Below are 16,094 nucleotides of genomic sequence, written 5' to 3'. Positions count from 1 at the left end.
TCAATCCTTTAAATTATTATCTAAGATAAGTTGGAATATAAGTTGTAGAGCCGTATACGAGACCCGTACGTACGGTTCAATGAGAGGGAGATAATTCTTGCAGTTATCTTTCTACTCTATTTACTCGGACTCTATTTAGATGCTGTTCACAGAGGGATTCATCAGTTGCCATAGAATAAGCTCGTGGATGAAAACTGCGGATCGCTTGTGAAGTCAATGCCGAGATTTCTAAGGGTGGCTTCATTGTTACTATGCATGATGACGGTTGTATGTGCTTGGCATTCTCGAATGCTTTCAAGTGCGTCCAAGGCAACTTGAGCAATTGGATTGAAAGCGGCGCTGATTGAGAGTGCAATTAAGACTTCTTCTAAATCCAAAAGGGCAGTCTTGTCGCCTAACGATTCCGTTTTGAGTTTGATGATTGGATTGAGTATGGCAGGGGATAGGAGATGCATCTCATCCGATATGCCAGTGTATTTTTTTAGTGCGTTGAGAATACAAGCTGCTGCGGCATCCATCACTTGATTGTTCTTACCCGTGACGATATCGCCGTTATGAAGAGCCAATGCCATGGTCGGCACAGCTGTGTCAAGACCATATTTTTCAGACAATGATTTGGAATATGCTCTGGCTGGATCGACGACAATTCGGTGGTTGGGCTTTAACTCAAGTTCTTCCATGATCATCTTAGCGTGATTATAAGTGTCTAAATCACAGAGACCTTTTTTGTATTCGCAACCGGTTTTAAAGTAGCGGCGAATAATTTCTTGACGTGAAGCCTCTTTGATGACTTCATCATCAGTGATGCCAAAGGCAATCCGGTTTACCCCCATGTCAGTGGGCGATTGATACATGGATTCCGTGCCGGTGATTTTTTCAATAATGCGTTTTAAAACGGGGAAGGTTTCAACGTCTCTATTGTAGTTGACAGTAATTTCACCATAAGTTTCTAAGTGGAAAGGGTCCACCATGTTCACATCTTTTAAATCCACAGTAGCAGCTTCATAAGCAATGTTGAGCGGGTGTTTTAGAGGCATATTCCACACTGGAAAGGTCTCAAACTTAGAGTAACCTGCTTTACGCCCCTGCTTATTTTCATGATAAAGTTGACTTAAGCAAGTTGCGAGCTTACCGCTACCCGGCCCTGGCGCTGTGACCACCACAATGGGTTTGGTGGTTTCAATGTAAGGGTTTTGGCCGTAGCCTTCATCGCTGACAATGGTATCCACTTCAGTAGGGTAGCCTTTTGTGGGGCTGTGTTTGTATACTTTGATACCCATTTGGTCCAGCTTATTGATAAAGACTGTTGCAGCAGGTTGATTTTCGTAACGTGTAATCACCACGCTGTTGATTTCAAGGCCGTTGCCTCTGAGATCATCTATCAGTTTTAAGACATCCATATCATAAGAGATGCCAAAATCGCCGCGAATTTTGTTGCGCTCGATATCTCCTGCATAAAAGCAAATAATGACTTCAAGTTTGTCTTTTAATTTTTGTAGTAATTTAATTTTGACATTTTCATCAAAACCAGGTAGTACGCGTTTGGCATGCATATCATAGATGAGTTTACCGCCAAATTCTAGGTAGAGCTTATCGAAATTATTGACACGCTCGAGAATAAATTTAGATTGTTCCTCGAGATACTTTTCTGAATCAAATCCTTTTTTCATTGAATCCTCCATGGGTTTTCTCTAATCTAACATGAAAAAGGTTCTGTTGTCTATGCTATTTAACCAATTTAGAAAAATGAAATAAGAAAATAAAATAAAAAAAGCTGGCAAAAAAAAGGTCCTAAAAGGGAACTCTTTTGAACTTTATGTCGTCTTACTGTGTATAGACATTTAAATTTTAGCGAGAATAAAGGAGTAAATTATGAAAAAAAGTTTATTAATCGGATGTGTAATTATAAGTGTTAGCCTCATGGGTTTAACCGGTTGTGCTCAAAAAGTTGAAGATTCAGATTTAGGGTCAAATGCAGGCGCACCAAACTCGCCTGTATCTCAATCAGCAAGCGAATCTGGTGATGAAACTTTAAATGAATCTGGAACAGATTCATCCAATCTTGCATCTGGGACAAGCCCTAAGATGAGTGAGGAGGCGGCAAAAGCAATGCAAGAGGCCAAAGCCATAGGCGATATTAAATCCATCACTCTAAGAGATATTGAAGGCAATGTGGTAGATCGAACTTTTACAGCAGAAGAAATTCAAGAGATTAAAAAGGCCTACAATGAAAGCTTTATCATGGATACTGCTCATATTGAAATGATCACTGGAATGTCAATGACGATAGAGCTTGAAGATGGGAAAACCGTCTTTATTTCAAGCTACGGTGAAGAAAAGTACATTGTTGCCACAATGGATGATGGCTCTTCTTATCACTTGGGATGTGAATTCATTGGGAAGATGCTTTTAGAAGGCAATGTGCAATAAGAAGCGATTACAATACAGGTCAAAACTGGCTTAAGAAGAGCGCTTGCAGAAGGTAATTACAAAAAAATGATTACAAAAAAGTGATTGCAAGCGTAAATGAAATTAAGGTAAAAGATAATAGCACTTAAAAGGCGCTGTACAAACAACAAAAGGTGTTGCTTGTATGGCGCCTATTTTGTATTGAGAGGATGGTGTAAAGTCGTGGACTAGCATATGGTCATGATGATGCCGCGAATATCCTCGTCTGTGAAATTTATAGGATTGCTTTCAGAACAAAAGTCCTGTTTAACCTCTGTAATGATCTTGGGCATGTTGCTGAGAATGACATCCATTGGTATATTGAGTTCATGCAGGTGTGTGGGTAAATTCAATCTTTGTTTGATGATACGGATGGATTCAATGAGTGCTTTGACATTCATATCAGGACTGTCTAAGACCAACCCCAGATATTGAGAGACCATGTTGTACTGATCTCTAACCTGGTGGTTACGACTATTGAATTTCATAACTTCTGGGAGTACCAAGGCATTGGATAAGCCATGAGAGAGATGGCAGGTTGCGCCGATACTGTGTGCAATACTGTGGCACAATCCGAGCCCTGATTGATTAAATGCCATGCCAGCCATAGTGGAGGCCAATTGCATATTTTTTTTGCTTTCCAAATGGGTACAGGTTTGATACGCAGGGATCAAATTTTCGAAGATCAGTTCAATGGCTTTAAGCGCATATGCTTCACTGAAGGGGTTGCTTTCTAAAGATACAATGGCTTCAAGTGCATGTGTCAACGCGTCAAATCCCGTTTCTGCTGTCAAATTGTCAGGGGCGCTTAATGTTAAGCTGGCATCTAAAATTGCCACATCGGGTTGTATGAGTTCAGATTGAATCACTTGTTTTTTCCCGTCAGATGAAGTGATCACAGCATAATTGGTCACCTCTGAACCCGTGCCACTTGTGGTGGGAATCGCCACGAAAAGCGGTTTGTGAATGTATTCAGACTGCATGAGCTTTTCTTTGATTTTGATGCAGTAAAACACGATGGCCTTGGCGAGGTCAATGGCAGATCCGCCGCCCAGTGCAATGATTAAATCCGGTTTGGTTTCAATAATGTGCATGAGGCCCTTTTGAACAAGTGCTTCACTGGGATCGGGCTGAACATCTGAAAAAATTTCGTATGCGATTTTTTGGGCCTTCAGATAATCTCGAATGGGATCTAGTATGCCTAATTTGAGCATAATGGGATCGGTGGTAATACAGACATTTTTTGGCTTTAATGAAGCAATATAGTCAACGGCACTGGTGTCGTATATAATTTGAGTTGGGTTCATAATTTTTTTCATGGTAACTCCTTAATAAATAATCTGCTCAACATTTTGCTGATCTACAGGGATATGATTCATCTATTGTTATCAACTATTGCTATCAACTTAAAGTATAGAAGCGTGTGGAATGGATCGGTTTAAAATAGCCTCCTGTAATCCGTGACATTAGGTCACAAGGGTGGATTCACAGAGGTTTTTTCATCAAAATCAAATGTTGAATAAAGACAAAATACATTTAGTACTGAATAAGCCTATAGGAATCTTAAGCAAATATCAAGCCAATCACAATTTGTTATACAAAAAGGTCAATATTTTACCTGATGGAGATTTTGGGAGAGGGTAAAATATTGTGATAGCGTGATAAAAAAATACTCAATTGAACCAAAAATGATTATCAATTGTATCCTAAATGATACAATTAGGATGATTATCCTATATTTATTTAATGTCAATTAAGTGATATGTTATCGTCTTGAGGGGAGGGAGTACCATTTTAAGAAGGGTAGGAATAAAGGATATTGTCGATATGGCTTTGTTGCAAGACATTCAGGACAATTTTTCAGATGTGACCAAAATGGCTGTCATCACTGTGGATTTCAAAGGGGAGCCGATTACTCAGCACAGTAATTTCACTAAATTCTGTCAGAAGTTTAGAGAAAATGATCAATGTAAGCGCATTTGTTATAAGTCTGATGCACATGGTGGTGTTGAAGCTGCCAGAAGCCAAAAACCTTTTATATATAAATGTCATACAGGTCTTGTGGACTTTGCTGTGCCACTCTTATTTGAAGGGCAGTATTTGGGATCGATACTTGGTGGTCAAGTCAAGGTGAAAGATGGCGAGTACGCCAATGCGATTCCCTATGACCAGAGCATTGTTGATGAGCGGTTAACAGATACTGAGTTAAGACAATTCTATGATGAAATTGAAGCCGTTACAGTCCAAGAAGTGGAAAGTGCCGCAAAGCTGATGTATATCATGGCAAATTATATTGTTGAACAGGCTTTTAATCAGAGGATTCAAGAAGAGCTCAACGAAAAAAACAATAAATTGATCGGTGAAATGGCCATGCGTGTCACACTTGAAAAGAATTTGAGAGAATCGGAGTTGCAGTTACTTCAGTCTCAAGTCAATCCTCATTTTTTATTCAATGTACTCAACACCATCAATAGTTTGGCCATGATTGAAAAGGCAAAGAACACATCTGATATGATCTATTCTCTATCCGATATGCTCAGGTATACAATTCAAAATAAAATGCACTATATGGTTACTCTGGCAGAGGAGATTGACTATAATGACAAGTACTTGCAGATTCAAAATGTGAGACTGGGCAATAAAATAGATATCCAAATTAGGATTGATGCCGCATTGAATGACCTAAAAGTCCCTTTTATGATTATTCAGCCTCTAGTGGCCAATGCCATAGATCATGGCCTCTTTGAAATGGATGCGTGTGGCAAATTAAATGTGTACTCTAAAGAAGATCAACAAAACGCTTATATTATAGTAGAGGATAATGGCAGAGGCATTCCAAAAGAAACGATAAAGGCCATTCAAGAGGGCAATTACAAATCTAAGACGAATAAATCCACTGGAACGGGTTTGATCACTCTGGAAAAGCGCTTGATCCACAGATTTGGAGAACAATACAGATTGCAAATTGAAAGCAGATTAAATATGGGTACGAAAATAACCGTGAAAATACCAAAGGAACAGAGCTATGCATAAGATTTTAATCGTAGATGATGAATATTTTGAGCGTCAGTCACTCAAGATTATTTTAAATGAAATGCCTGAACCCCTGAAGATATATGAGGCAGAAAATGGTTTGGACGCTTTAAAAATTATGGATTCAGAAAAAATAGATCTCATCTTTATGGACATCAAAATGCCCAAGATGGACGGTATTGAAGCTTGTCGACATATTAGAATACACAATAAAACCGTGGCCATCGTCATACTGACAGCCTTTGCAGATTTTGAATATGCACGTGAAGCTATAAAAGTCGATGCAAATGATTACTTGCTCAAACCCTCAAGACCAGAAAAAGTGGCAGAGACATTCAAGTATATAAAGCCTCATGAGATCATTGTCCCCAAAGATCATCTTCAACTCTTTAAAAGGGCGCTCTTTAAAGGGCAGGTTAAAGTTACTCGTGAACATCTGATGGCACTTTTTGGAAGTGCCTATGCAAAAGATAACGAAGTTGAAGTGATCAAAGGTATCTTGACGACGCTTCTAGAGGCAGCTGAGTGCTTCGAAATCATGCTGGACAAAAAAAGTGCGGCAGAGCTCAAAAATTTGTCTCAAAAAAAATTAAGACTTAAGGAAAGTTTTGATTTTATTGAACTTATACTGGATAAAATTTTTGAAAAGATGATTCAGAGAAAACTCAGCCCCTATGACCGTGAAATTGAATACGCACTGAATTACATCGAATTCTATATGACGAAGGATTTTTCGCTTGAAAGCGTGGCAGAGTACATGAACATCAGCTCTCACTACTTCAGCAAGCTCTTTAAAAGCGAAGTGGGGGAGAACTTCATTCACTATGTCACAAGACGTAAGATTGAGATTGCATGTGAAAAACTGTCACAATCAGATGCCCCTATTATCAGCATTGCCTTTGATTTAGGGTTCAATGAAGCCAATTATTTCAGCAAGGTCTTCAAAAAACAGGTGGGACAATCCCCAAATGAATACCGCAAGGCACAGCATATGAAACAGGCAGAGGCGAGTCCGCTACTTGTAAAAAATCATAGCATCTCCAATTCCAAATGGCTCATCTGACACTTGGGAAGTGCACAATAGATGTTCAGAAGGTGCACAATAGGCGCACAAAAGGTAGTGAGTGGAAGGTTTGAAAGATCATCATATAAAATTTATGTGCACATAAATTTATCAGAGCAGCATAAAAAAGTAGCCTTCATCTAATGAAGAACACAAAAAAGTATATGAATTTGAAAGAATACTATTACAGCCTTCGGGCTGTTTTTTTTTATGATGAGAGTATCCCAAAAACGATTAAGGAGGAAATGCGATGTCTAAAGAAGCCTTAGGTATGATTGAAACTAAAGGTCTAGTTGGCGCTATAGAAGCGGCTGATGCAATGGTTAAATCAGCAAATGTTCAACTAGTAGGTTATGAAAAAATTGGTTCAGGACTTGTAACAGTAATGGTAAGAGGGGATGTTGGTGCTGTTAAAGCCGCTACAGATGCAGGCGCAGCAGCAGCACAAAAAGTAGGACAAGTTATTTCAGCACATGTTATTCCTAGACCACATACAGATGTGGAAAAAATATTGCCATCACATGAATAAGAATTGGAGGGGACAAAATGTCAGAACAATTAATTGAAAAAGTAATGTCTGAAGTTATGAAGAAAATTGGCGACAGCCAACCAGAAGCTGAAAAGAAAGAATTGGAATCAAGTGTTTGCTTCAAGGGCAACAACTTAACTGAGTTCGTGGGCACTGCCATTGGGGATACAGTTGGACTTGTAATTGCAAACGTAGATAGAGGGTTACATGAATTTATGAAACTTGATCCTAAATATAGATCTATTGGCATCATTGGAGCACGTACTGGAGCTGGTCCTCACATTATGGCGGCAGATGAAGCTGTAAAAGCAACCAATACAGAAATTATTTCAATTGAACTTCCAAGAGATACAAAAGGTGGCGCAGGTCACGGTTGTTTAATCCTCTTTGGTGCGGAAGATGTCTCTGATGCAAAAAGAGCTGTTGAAGTTTGCCTTAAAGAATTAGATCGCACTTTTGGCGACGTCTATGGCAACAGTGCAGGCCATATTGAACTTCAGTACACAGCAAGGGCATCCCATGCTTGTAATGTTGCTTTCGGGGCACCTGTTGGCAAATCATTCGGCGTTATCGTGGGTGCGCCAGCAGCTATCGGCGTCTTATGTGCAGATACGGCTGTGAAAGCGGCAAATGTAGAAATTATCGGTTACTCTTCACCAAGCACGACTTCATATAGTAATGAATCCATTTTACTCATCAGCGGTGATTCAGGTGCCGTTAGACAGGCTGTTCTTGCAGCAAAAGAAGTTGGCGTTTCATTACTTGAAACTTTGGGCAATGAAAAAGCACCATCTTCAACAACACCATATATCTAGGCTGAAGGAGGCACAACATGAAATCAAAACGATTTGAAGTTTTATCAAATAAACCGGTCAACAAAGACGGATTTGTAAAGGAATGGCCTGAAGTGGGTTTGATCGCCATGAACTCACCGTATGATCCAAAACCAAGCATCAAAGTAGTCGATGGCGTTGTGGTGGAACTCGATGGCCGAGCAAGAGCAGATTTTGACATGATCGATCAGTTTATTGCAGATTATGCAATTGATCTCAAAAATGCAGAAAAAGTTATGGCAATGGATTCCAAAAAATTAGCTCAAATGCTTGTAGATATCAATGTACCTAGAGAAGATCTCGTAAAACTTACAACTTCAATGACACCTGCAAAAGTGGTTGAAGTCATCGGTCAAATGAATGTCCTTGAAATGATGATGGCACTTACGAAGATGAGAGCGAGAAAGACACCTTCCAATCAATGTCACGTCACTAATCTTAGAGATAACCCCGTTCAAATTGCTGCTGATGCGGCTGAGTCTTCGCTGAGAGGCTTTGATGAACAAGAGACCACTGTGGGGATCGTGAGATATGCACCTTTTAATGCACTGGCTTTACTTGTAGGTTCTCAAGTTGGACGTCCGGGGATTTTGACGCAATGTGCCGTTGAAGAAGCTACCGAGCTCGTTCTTGGCATGAGAGGATTAACAGCCTATGCAGAGACTGTATCGGTTTATGGTACTGAGCAAGTCTTCGTCGATGGCGACGATACCCCTTGGTCCAAAGCATTCTTAGCATCTGCTTATGCCTCTAGAGGTCTTAAAATGAGATATACCTCTGGTACGGGTTCAGAAGTGCTCATGGGTAATGCTGAGAAGCGCTCTATGCTCTATTTGGAAGCAAGATGTATCTATATTACTAAAGGAGCTGGTGTACAAGGCCTTCAAAATGGTTCCATCTCTTGTATCGGCGTACCAGGTGCAGTGCCTTCTGGTATTCGGGCAGTCCTCGGTGAAAACGTCATCACTTCTATGCTGGATCTTGAAGTGGCATCTGGCAACGATCAGACGTTCTCGCATTCAGATATGAGAAGAACGGCGAGAACCCTTATGCAGATGATTCCGGGAACGGACTTTATCTTCTCTGGATACAGTGCAACGCCTAACTACGACAATATGTTCGCAGGTTCAAACTTTGATGCTGAAGATTATGACGATTACAACATTCTTCAGAGAGACTTGAAAGTCGATGGTGGCTTAAAACCGGTTAGAGAAGAAGAGGTCGTCAAGATTAGAAATAAGGCAGCAAAAGTAATCCAAGGCGTGTTCAGAGCACTTGAATTAACCGAAATTACAGATGAAGAAGTGGAAGCTGCAACTTATGCGCATGGTTCAAAAGATATGCCTGAACGCAATGTTGTTGAGGATTTAAAATCGGCCGAAAACATGATGAAACGTGGGATTACAGGTGTAGATGTGGTTAAAGCGGTTAAAAAAGCTGGTTATGATGATGTTGCTGACAGTTTGCTTGGTATGATGAAACTCAGAGTTTCAGGTGATCACTTGCATACATCTGCAATTATTGACTCAAACTTCCATGTTATTAGTGCGGTAAATGATACGAACGATTACATGGGGCCTGGCACCGGTTATCAGATGTCTGAAGAGAGATGGAATGAAGTTAAATCGATACCGAATGCACTTGATGCCTCAGACTTTGAATAGGGGGAACTGGTTATGCAAATCAATGAAAATGTGATTAGAAGTATTATAGAAGAAGTGATTTTAAATTTAAGTAAAGAAAATGCAGAAAGCGGCAAATGTTGCACTGCTGAAGAAATAAATGGTCTTTCGCTGACCCCTATTGGAGAAGCAGAAGTGGGTAAGCGGAAAGATGAAGTGGTCATCGGTATTGCACCAGCGTTTGGGATTCATCAAACAAAGACGATTTGTAAGATTCCTCATGCAGATGTTTTAAGAGAACTCATGGCAGGGATTGAAGAAGAGGGCTTAAAAGCCAGAGTGATCAGAGTGCTTAAAACATCAGACGTGTCTTTCATGGCACATCATGCGGCAACACTGAGTGGTTCAGGTATTGGCATTGGCATTCAATCCAAAGGGACTACTGTGATCCATCAAAAGGATTTATTCCCCCTCAGCAATGTAGAGTTGTTCCCTCAAGCCCCCCTTATCGATTTAGAGATTTATAGAGCGATTGGCAGAAACGCTGCACGCTATGCAAAAGGAGAATCTCCTAATCCAGTGCCAACAATGAACGATCAGATGGCAAGGCCAAAGTATCAGGCAATTGCGGCACTCCTTCACATCAAAGAAACAGAATATGTGGTACAGGGCGCTAAATCACAAAACTTGAATGTAGAATTCAAATAAATCAGGAGGCAAAAATGGTTGATAATGCAGTACTTGAAAAAGTAATCAAAGAAGTGATGCAGTCGATGCAAACATCCACTGGAAAAACGACACAAAGTAAGGCTTCATGTGGTTCAGAATGCAGTTCAGATAAAATGACACGTAAGGATTATCCACTGAGTGAGACCAGAGTAAATGAGATCAAAACCCCTACTGGCAAATCACTTTCGGATATTACAATAGAAAACATTATGAGTGGCAACATCACAGCGGAAGATGTAAAAATTGCCCCTGAGACGCTTGAATATCAGGCGCAAATTGCTGAATCTGTGGGTAGAAATGCATTTGCAATGAATTTGAGAAGAGCAGCTGAACTCATAAGTGTTCCTGATGATCGCATTTTGGAAATTTACAATGCGCTTAGACCTTACCGTTCAACAAAAGCAGAACTTTTGGCCATTGCAGACGAACTTGAAAATAAATATGGATGCAAGATTAACTCCAACCATGTAAGAGAAGCAGCTGACGTTTATGAGAGAAGAGGCAGACTAAAAGAATAGATAGGTGGCGTTAAAATGAAACTAATTGCTGGTGTTGATATTGGAAATGCCACAACAGAGGTCGCTTTGGGACGCTATGATTCTGATGGGAAAGTACACTTTTTATCCAGTAGCATTGTAAAGACCACTGGCATAAAAGGGACACGCGACAATATACCGGGTGTTTTCAGTGCACTCAATATGGCCACACAAAAGGCGAATCTAACGATAGAGTCATTGGATCTTATAAGAATTAATGAAGCCGCGCCGGTTATTGGAGATGTGGCAATGGAAACCATAACGGAAACCATTATCACAGAATCCACCATGATTGGACATAATCCTGAAACACCCGGTGGTATGGGCATTGGCGTTGGTATTTCCTATCCCATAGAGGAGGTCGGTCATCTCAATTCAGGGGAAAAAGTGGTGGCACTTATATCCAAGCAATTCAATTTTGAAGCGGCTGCAACGCTCATCAACAGAGCAGTCAAACGTGGTGTAGACATCACAGCTGCCATTGCAGAGCGTGACGATGGCGTGTTGATCGTCAACCGATTGGATCGAATGATTCCAGTTGTGGATGAGGTGAGGCTATTTGATAAAATTCCAAAACATATGTTGACTGCTGTTGAAGTGGCACATATTGGTCACGTGGTGGAAGAACTCTCTAATCCGTATGGCATCGCCACTGTTTTTCAATTGAGCAGTGAAGAAACCAAATCCATTGTCCCCATTGCCAGAGCTTTGATTGGAAATCGATCAGCTGTTGTGATTAAAACCCCAAAGGGAGACGTGAAAGCGAAGCGCATTCCAGCAGGCAAGATCACAATTATAGGGGATAAGATCACACGTGAGGTAGATGTGGACATGGGTGCTGAATGCCTCATGGAATATTTAGGGACCTGTGCCCCTGTGACCAATATCAAGGGAGAAGCTGGGACGAATGCCGGTGCCATGCTAGAGCGTGTGAGACATGTTATGGCGACCTTAACAGATCAAAAGCATAACGAAGTCACGATCCAAGATTTGCTTGCGGTGGATACCATTTGTCCACAAACGGTGGTCGGTGGTCTTGCAGGTGAATCCGCTATGGAAAATGCAGTGGGGGTTGCAGCCATGGTCAAAGCAGACCGGCTTCAAATGCAACTCATTGCAAATGAACTCGAGAGACAATTAAAGGTAAAGGTAGAAGTGGGCGGGGTCGAGGCAGATATGGCTATTAAAGGTGCTTTGACGACACCGGGTACTGCCAAACCACTTGCCATACTGGATATGGGTGCTGGTTCAACGGATGCCTCTATTATGAATGCAAGAGGTGAAGTAAAATTAGTGCATCTGGCAGGTGCAGGCAACATGGTGACCATGCTTATAGACACGGAACTCGGTCTTGAAAATATGTTGCTTGCTGAAGATTTGAAGAAATACCCACTGGCAAAAGCGGAAAGTCTGTTCCATATTAGACATGAAGATGGCAGTGTGGAGTTTTTCAAAGAACCCCTAGATGCCAAACTCTTTTCCAGAGTGCTAGTTGTGAAAGAAGATGAACTCGTACCGGTCTATGGTCAACTCTCCATAGAAAAAGTAAAACATATCAGGCAAAAAGCCAAAGAGAAAGTCTTTGTGGTCAATGCGCTTAGAGCGCTTAAGCAAGTGAGTATTACTGGAAACATCAAGGATATAGAACATGTAGTTCTCGTGGGTGGCTCTGCTCTTGATTTTGAAATTCCTCAACTGGTGACAGATGCATTGTCCAAATACGGTGTTGTAGCAGGTAGAGGCAACATTAGAGGTTCAGAAGGACCAAGAAATGCAGTTGCCACAGGACTTGTGTTAATGGAGTGATCATATGGAACGAAATATTGCAATTGTGATCTGTTATTCAGAGCATTTACAGAATAGAGATTTGATCACGTCGCTTTGCTTGGGCATTGAAGAGGAAGGGTTACCCTATGAAATACAGGCAATGCCTTCAGAAGATGTCTATACCTTGGCAACGCGTGCATCATTTGAATCGGATTTAGATGTGGGAATAGGTGTGAACACCGCTGGAGATTTGGGCATTCATCAAACTAAATTGCCTGACGGGATGGTTTTGTTCGGTGAGAATATGGCTCATATCAACGGGCGTTCATATGGATCAAATGCAGCAAGACTGATCAAAGGCATTCCTTTTAAAGATTATGAAGAAAGGATGGAAAATCAGTGAAAAATGCTTTAGGAATTATTGAGACTGTTGGTCTTGCTGCTGCCATTGAAGCTGCAGATACCGCTGTAAAATCTGCCAATGTCAGATTGATTGGATATGAGCTTACAAAGGGCGATGGCATGGCCACAGTTAAATTCGAAGGTGATGTGGGTGCTGTGAAAGCGGGAATAGAATCTGCACGATCCTCTGCATCACTGGTGAACAAAGTCTTTAGTTTCAGTGTGATTCCAAGGCCTAATGAGGGTTTGGAAATGTTTATCGGCAATAGGGATACAGTAGGTTGTGCTGAAAATAAAACAGATGTTGAAATCGAAGCTGGATCTGAAGATGAAGCGGATGCTGAAACCGAAGTTGAGTCTAAAGATGAATTGGATACTGGAATCAAAACTAAAACTGATGCTGAATCTGAAAATGAAATCAAAATTGAATCTGAAATAGAGGCCGCACAAGATATCACTTTGTCAAAAGCAGAACGGCAAGATAAAGCGGTATGCAATCTTTGTCATGATCCCAACTGTACGCGTAAAAAGGGAGAGCAAAGGCGATTTTGTATTCATTATTTTGATCATGGCAGATAAGCGTATCATTTGTTAGTAGATCATAGAAAGGAAATATAAAAAATGGGAAATGCACTAGGTATGATAGAGACGAAAGGCTTGGTAGGCGCAATAGAAGCGGCTGATGCCATGACAAAGGCGGCAAATGTTGAACTTGTGGGATACGAGAAAATCGGTTCAGGCCTTGTATCTGTTATGGTAAGAGGCGATGTAGGTGCAGTTAAAGCAGCAGTTGAAGCGGGTTCAGCAGCAGCTTCAAGAGTGGGTGAAATCGTATCAACTCACGTGATTCCAAGACCGCATGCAGATACAGAAGCTTTAATTCCAAAAAAGTAAGGTGATCATGGTGAAAGAAGAACTCGATAAAGAGCAATTCTATAAAGAGTCATTCGACAAAGAAAAATTTAACAAAGAAAAAATTGGCAAAGAACAACTTTATGGTGTTATTCAAGATGAAATTATAAAGAAATTAGGTGTGGTACCGGTGGGCGTGTCCAATAGACATGTTCACCTATCACAATCCGATTTTGAAGTTTTATTTGGAAAGGGTAAATCCCTGACTTTTATGAAAGCTCTTAAACAACCCGGGCAATATGCTTCTCAAGAAACCGTTGTTTTGAAGGGCCCAAAAGGCGAACTCAGAAATGTGCGTATTTTGGGACCGTTTAGACGTGAAACACAAGTGGAGCTTTCCATAGCAGACAGTTTTGTGTTGGGCATAAAAATTGAAGTGAGGGAATCGGGGAAGATCGAGGGCTCTGCTGGCGTTAGTATAATTGGACCTTGTGGTGAGACGACTATAGATAAAGGCGTAATTGCAGCGTTTAGACATATTCATATGCCGCAAGCTTACGCTGACCAACAGAATTACGTAGATGGCCAGATCGTCCATGTGGCGTCAGAAGGCATCCGGAGCATGCTCTTTAAAAATGTCATGGTGAGAGTATCCGATCAATATGAACTCGAACTTCACCTAGATGTTGAAGAAGCCAATGCAGCAGGAATTAAAAACGGAGATTACTTGAAGATCATAAGGTAAAAAATGAGGACAAAGCAATGATAAATGACAGTATTAATCAACGTTTAATGGAAGTGCGGGAAAGAATAAATACGAAGCAGGCAATGCCTTACACAGGTGAACTCTACACAGGTGTTGATTTAGGCACAGCAAATATAGTGCTTACTGTTGTAGATGAAAAAGGCAATATCATCGCCGCAGGCTCGCAAAATGCCAAAGTTGTCAGAGATGGCATCATATACGATTATATCGGCGCGGTAGCTTGTGTGAGGGCACTTAAAAAGGAGTTGGAGAGCATTATTGGGAGACCGCTTATAAAGGCTGCAACTGCTTATCCACCTGGTGTTGCAGAGGGCGCAGTTAAGACCATTATGAATGTTGTGGAAGCCTGTGATTTTGAATTGGTCAAAATTGTGGATGAACCCTCAGCGGCAGCAATTGTACTTGAAATTGATTCAGGTGCAGTTGTGGATGTGGGCGGTGGTACAACGGGCATCAGTATTATAGAAAAAGGTAAAGTTTGCTTCACAGCGGATGAAGCCACAGGTGGGCATCATATGAGCCTTGTGGTGGCTGGTAATCTCAACATATCCTATGATGAAGCAGAACAGGTCAAAATGAGTCCTGAAACGGATGCATTTCCAATGATAAGGCCGGTCATAGAAAAGATGGGGACTATTGTCAATCAAAGTATTAAAGGGTATTCGGTATCTTCAATCTATGTGGTAGGTGGCGCGTGCAGTTTCAAGCAGTTTGAAGAGGTCTTTTACAAAATAACGGGCATCAAAACTTATAAAACTGTGGAACCGTTACTCGTAACGCCTCTTGGGATTGCACTGAGCTGCATTGAGGGAGAGATGCCATGTATGAAGCATTAGAAGTAGGTAAGATTGTCCAGTTAGTCTTACAGAAACTATATATAGAATTTGGCGTACGTGCCCTACTGGTTGTAGATGAATTTTCTGAGGGCACTTTAGATGAAAAAAGCGTTTCTGAAATGGCTAAAGCCATGAAAATTCCCTGGCTCAGCGTAGATATTTTAAAACTGAATACACATACATTGGACACGCACACCTGTGAAATGATTGAAGTACTCAAGGCACATGGTGTGGTGATTCACAAAATCTTTAATTTGGAAACATTTGAACAGAGCAATCAAGCTTTAGCGGCCTATATTTGTCTCTTTTTAAGTGATGTCAATATATTAGAAAGTGAAAAGTACGCTTATTTTAGTTTTCAGAACCCAAAGGATCAGTTGATTTATCAGTTCTTAAAAATGGGAAAAGTCGTCTATTATCAATCTAAAGATTTAACCTCATGCAATAAGGCTAAGGTGAAAGTGATCGAATTACAAAGTAGGCGTATTCAGGAATTACACGCTTTAGGCCTTGAAATGATTGGTCAAAAGATTCATACATTAGAGGGCTTTTGCGATATTAAGAGGTTGAAAGCATTTGAAGGGGAGACCATAATTTTGGCGGAAAATGTGATTTTGAGCCCACTTGCAAAGGATTTTATTAAAAGTGGTGCAGTAACAGTCGTGAGAAAGTAGGCAA

At 40.8% G+C, this 16,094-nt stretch carries 17 protein-coding genes; 15 read left to right on the top strand and 2 right to left on the bottom strand.

Annotated features, from left to right (window positions below; translation table 11 throughout):
* Positions 1–161: 161 nt before the first annotated feature.
* Positions 162–1,670, bottom strand: coding sequence for a DUF1846 domain-containing protein (locus ISU02_RS22825; protein ID WP_194704172.1), 1,509 nt, complete (start codon positions 1,668–1,670; stop codon positions 162–164).
* Positions 1,671–1,872: 202 nt separating this feature from the next.
* Here ISU02_RS22825 and ISU02_RS22820 point away from each other — a divergent pair, with 202 nt between their 5' ends.
* Positions 1,873–2,430 carry a hypothetical protein gene (locus ISU02_RS22820; RefSeq protein ID WP_194704171.1) on the top strand — a complete coding sequence of 186 codons (558 nt, stop codon included), beginning with the start codon at positions 1,873–1,875 and terminating at the stop codon, positions 2,428–2,430.
* Positions 2,431–2,636: 206 nt separating this feature from the next.
* On the opposite strand, the gene ISU02_RS22815 is transcribed toward ISU02_RS22820, so the two are convergent.
* Positions 2,637–3,767: an iron-containing alcohol dehydrogenase gene (locus ISU02_RS22815; RefSeq protein ID WP_194704170.1), complete on the bottom strand. Its 1,131-nt coding sequence runs from the start codon at positions 3,765–3,767 to the stop codon at positions 2,637–2,639.
* 508 nt (positions 3,768–4,275) lie between these two features.
* On the opposite strand from ISU02_RS22815, the gene ISU02_RS22810 reads away from it, so the two are divergent.
* From ISU02_RS22810 to ISU02_RS22745, 14 genes are all read left to right on the top strand, one after another.
* Entirely contained in the window at positions 4,276–5,481 is a 1,206-nt protein-coding gene (locus tag ISU02_RS22810) for a sensor histidine kinase (protein ID WP_194704169.1), read from the top strand.
* Positions 5,474–6,544: a response regulator transcription factor gene (locus ISU02_RS22805; protein ID WP_194704168.1), complete on the top strand. Its 1,071-nt coding sequence runs from the start codon at positions 5,474–5,476 to the stop codon at positions 6,542–6,544. The genes ISU02_RS22810 and ISU02_RS22805 overlap by 8 nt, the downstream gene beginning before the upstream one ends.
* A 250-nt stretch (positions 6,545–6,794) precedes the next feature.
* Entirely contained in the window at positions 6,795–7,073 is a 279-nt protein-coding gene (gene pduA, locus ISU02_RS22800) for a propanediol utilization microcompartment protein PduA (RefSeq protein ID WP_194704167.1), read from the top strand.
* 17 nt (positions 7,074–7,090) lie between these two features.
* Positions 7,091–7,888 carry a propanediol utilization microcompartment protein PduB gene (gene pduB / locus ISU02_RS22795; RefSeq protein WP_194704166.1) on the top strand — a complete coding sequence of 266 codons (798 nt, stop codon included), beginning with the start codon at positions 7,091–7,093 and terminating at the stop codon, positions 7,886–7,888.
* A 17-nt stretch (positions 7,889–7,905) separates the two neighbouring features.
* Positions 7,906–9,570 carry a propanediol/glycerol family dehydratase large subunit gene (locus ISU02_RS22790; RefSeq protein WP_194704165.1) on the top strand — a complete coding sequence of 555 codons (1,665 nt, stop codon included), beginning with the start codon at positions 7,906–7,908 and terminating at the stop codon, positions 9,568–9,570.
* Between the two features lie 12 nt (positions 9,571–9,582).
* A complete protein-coding gene (locus tag ISU02_RS22785; protein WP_194704164.1) occupies positions 9,583–10,236 on the top strand; it encodes a propanediol/glycerol family dehydratase medium subunit in 654 nt (217 codons plus the stop codon).
* A gap of 14 nt (positions 10,237–10,250) precedes the next feature.
* A complete protein-coding gene (locus ISU02_RS22780) occupies positions 10,251–10,775 on the top strand; it encodes a diol dehydratase small subunit (protein WP_194704163.1) in 525 nt (174 codons plus the stop codon).
* 15 nt (positions 10,776–10,790) lie between these two features.
* Positions 10,791–12,599, top strand: a complete 1,809-nt coding sequence (locus tag ISU02_RS22775) for a diol dehydratase reactivase subunit alpha (RefSeq protein WP_194704162.1) — start codon at positions 10,791–10,793, stop codon at positions 12,597–12,599.
* A gap of 4 nt (positions 12,600–12,603) precedes the next feature.
* Positions 12,604–12,963, top strand: coding sequence for a glycerol dehydratase reactivase beta/small subunit family protein (locus ISU02_RS22770; protein ID WP_194704161.1), 360 nt, complete (start codon positions 12,604–12,606; stop codon positions 12,961–12,963).
* On the top strand, positions 12,960–13,541 hold the full coding sequence (locus ISU02_RS24420; RefSeq protein ID WP_194704160.1) for a BMC domain-containing protein: 582 nt from the start codon (positions 12,960–12,962) through the stop codon (positions 13,539–13,541). Before ISU02_RS22770 ends, ISU02_RS24420 begins: the two co-directional genes overlap by 4 nt.
* A 42-nt stretch (positions 13,542–13,583) precedes the next feature.
* On the top strand, positions 13,584–13,856 hold the full coding sequence (locus ISU02_RS22760) for a BMC domain-containing protein (protein ID WP_194704159.1): 273 nt from the start codon (positions 13,584–13,586) through the stop codon (positions 13,854–13,856).
* Positions 13,857–13,863: 7 nt separating this feature from the next.
* Positions 13,864–14,559 (top strand): phosphate propanoyltransferase, encoded by a 696-nt coding sequence (gene pduL, locus ISU02_RS22755; protein ID WP_194704158.1) that lies wholly within the window; start codon positions 13,864–13,866, stop codon positions 14,557–14,559.
* A 17-nt stretch (positions 14,560–14,576) separates the two neighbouring features.
* Positions 14,577–15,416 carry an ethanolamine utilization protein EutJ gene (eutJ, locus tag ISU02_RS22750; RefSeq protein WP_194704157.1) on the top strand — a complete coding sequence of 280 codons (840 nt, stop codon included), beginning with the start codon at positions 14,577–14,579 and terminating at the stop codon, positions 15,414–15,416.
* The gene (locus tag ISU02_RS22745) at positions 15,401–16,090 is read left to right on the top strand and encodes a hypothetical protein (RefSeq protein WP_194704156.1); all 690 of its coding nucleotides are present in this window, start codon (positions 15,401–15,403) and stop codon (positions 16,088–16,090) included. Before eutJ ends, ISU02_RS22745 begins: the two co-directional genes overlap by 16 nt.
* The last annotated feature ends 4 nt before the right edge of the window (positions 16,091–16,094 follow it).

Source organism: Fusibacter ferrireducens (assembly GCF_015352425.1).
Taxonomy (GTDB): domain Bacteria; phylum Bacillota; class Clostridia; order Peptostreptococcales; family Acidaminobacteraceae; genus Fusibacter_A; species Fusibacter_A ferrireducens.
The sequence above is the reverse complement of the archived record's forward strand: the minus strand, read 5'-3'. Positions and strand labels throughout refer to the sequence as shown.

Coding starts and splice junctions, on each gene's coding strand:
- ISU02_RS22770 (WP_194704161.1), top strand. CDS start 12,604: ATGGAACGAAATATTGCAATTGTGATCTGTTATTCAGAGCATTTACAG.
- ISU02_RS22810 (WP_194704169.1), top strand. CDS start 4,276: ATGGCTTTGTTGCAAGACATTCAGGACAATTTTTCAGATGTGACCAAA.
- pduA (WP_194704167.1), top strand. CDS start 6,795: ATGTCTAAAGAAGCCTTAGGTATGATTGAAACTAAAGGTCTAGTTGGC.
- ISU02_RS22815 (WP_194704170.1), bottom strand. CDS start 3,767: ATGAAAAAAATTATGAACCCAACTCAAATTATATACGACACCAGTGCC.
- pduB (WP_194704166.1), top strand. CDS start 7,091: ATGTCAGAACAATTAATTGAAAAAGTAATGTCTGAAGTTATGAAGAAA.
- ISU02_RS22790 (WP_194704165.1), top strand. CDS start 7,906: ATGAAATCAAAACGATTTGAAGTTTTATCAAATAAACCGGTCAACAAA.
- ISU02_RS22825 (WP_194704172.1), bottom strand. CDS start 1,670: ATGAAAAAAGGATTTGATTCAGAAAAGTATCTCGAGGAACAATCTAAA.
- ISU02_RS22785 (WP_194704164.1), top strand. CDS start 9,583: ATGCAAATCAATGAAAATGTGATTAGAAGTATTATAGAAGAAGTGATT.
- pduL (WP_194704158.1), top strand. CDS start 13,864: ATGGTGAAAGAAGAACTCGATAAAGAGCAATTCTATAAAGAGTCATTC.
- ISU02_RS22760 (WP_194704159.1), top strand. CDS start 13,584: ATGGGAAATGCACTAGGTATGATAGAGACGAAAGGCTTGGTAGGCGCA.
- ISU02_RS22775 (WP_194704162.1), top strand. CDS start 10,791: ATGAAACTAATTGCTGGTGTTGATATTGGAAATGCCACAACAGAGGTC.
- ISU02_RS22805 (WP_194704168.1), top strand. CDS start 5,474: ATGCATAAGATTTTAATCGTAGATGATGAATATTTTGAGCGTCAGTCA.
- ISU02_RS22780 (WP_194704163.1), top strand. CDS start 10,251: ATGGTTGATAATGCAGTACTTGAAAAAGTAATCAAAGAAGTGATGCAG.
- ISU02_RS22820 (WP_194704171.1), top strand. CDS start 1,873: ATGAAAAAAAGTTTATTAATCGGATGTGTAATTATAAGTGTTAGCCTC.
- eutJ (WP_194704157.1), top strand. CDS start 14,577: ATGATAAATGACAGTATTAATCAACGTTTAATGGAAGTGCGGGAAAGA.
- ISU02_RS22745 (WP_194704156.1), top strand. CDS start 15,401: ATGTATGAAGCATTAGAAGTAGGTAAGATTGTCCAGTTAGTCTTACAG.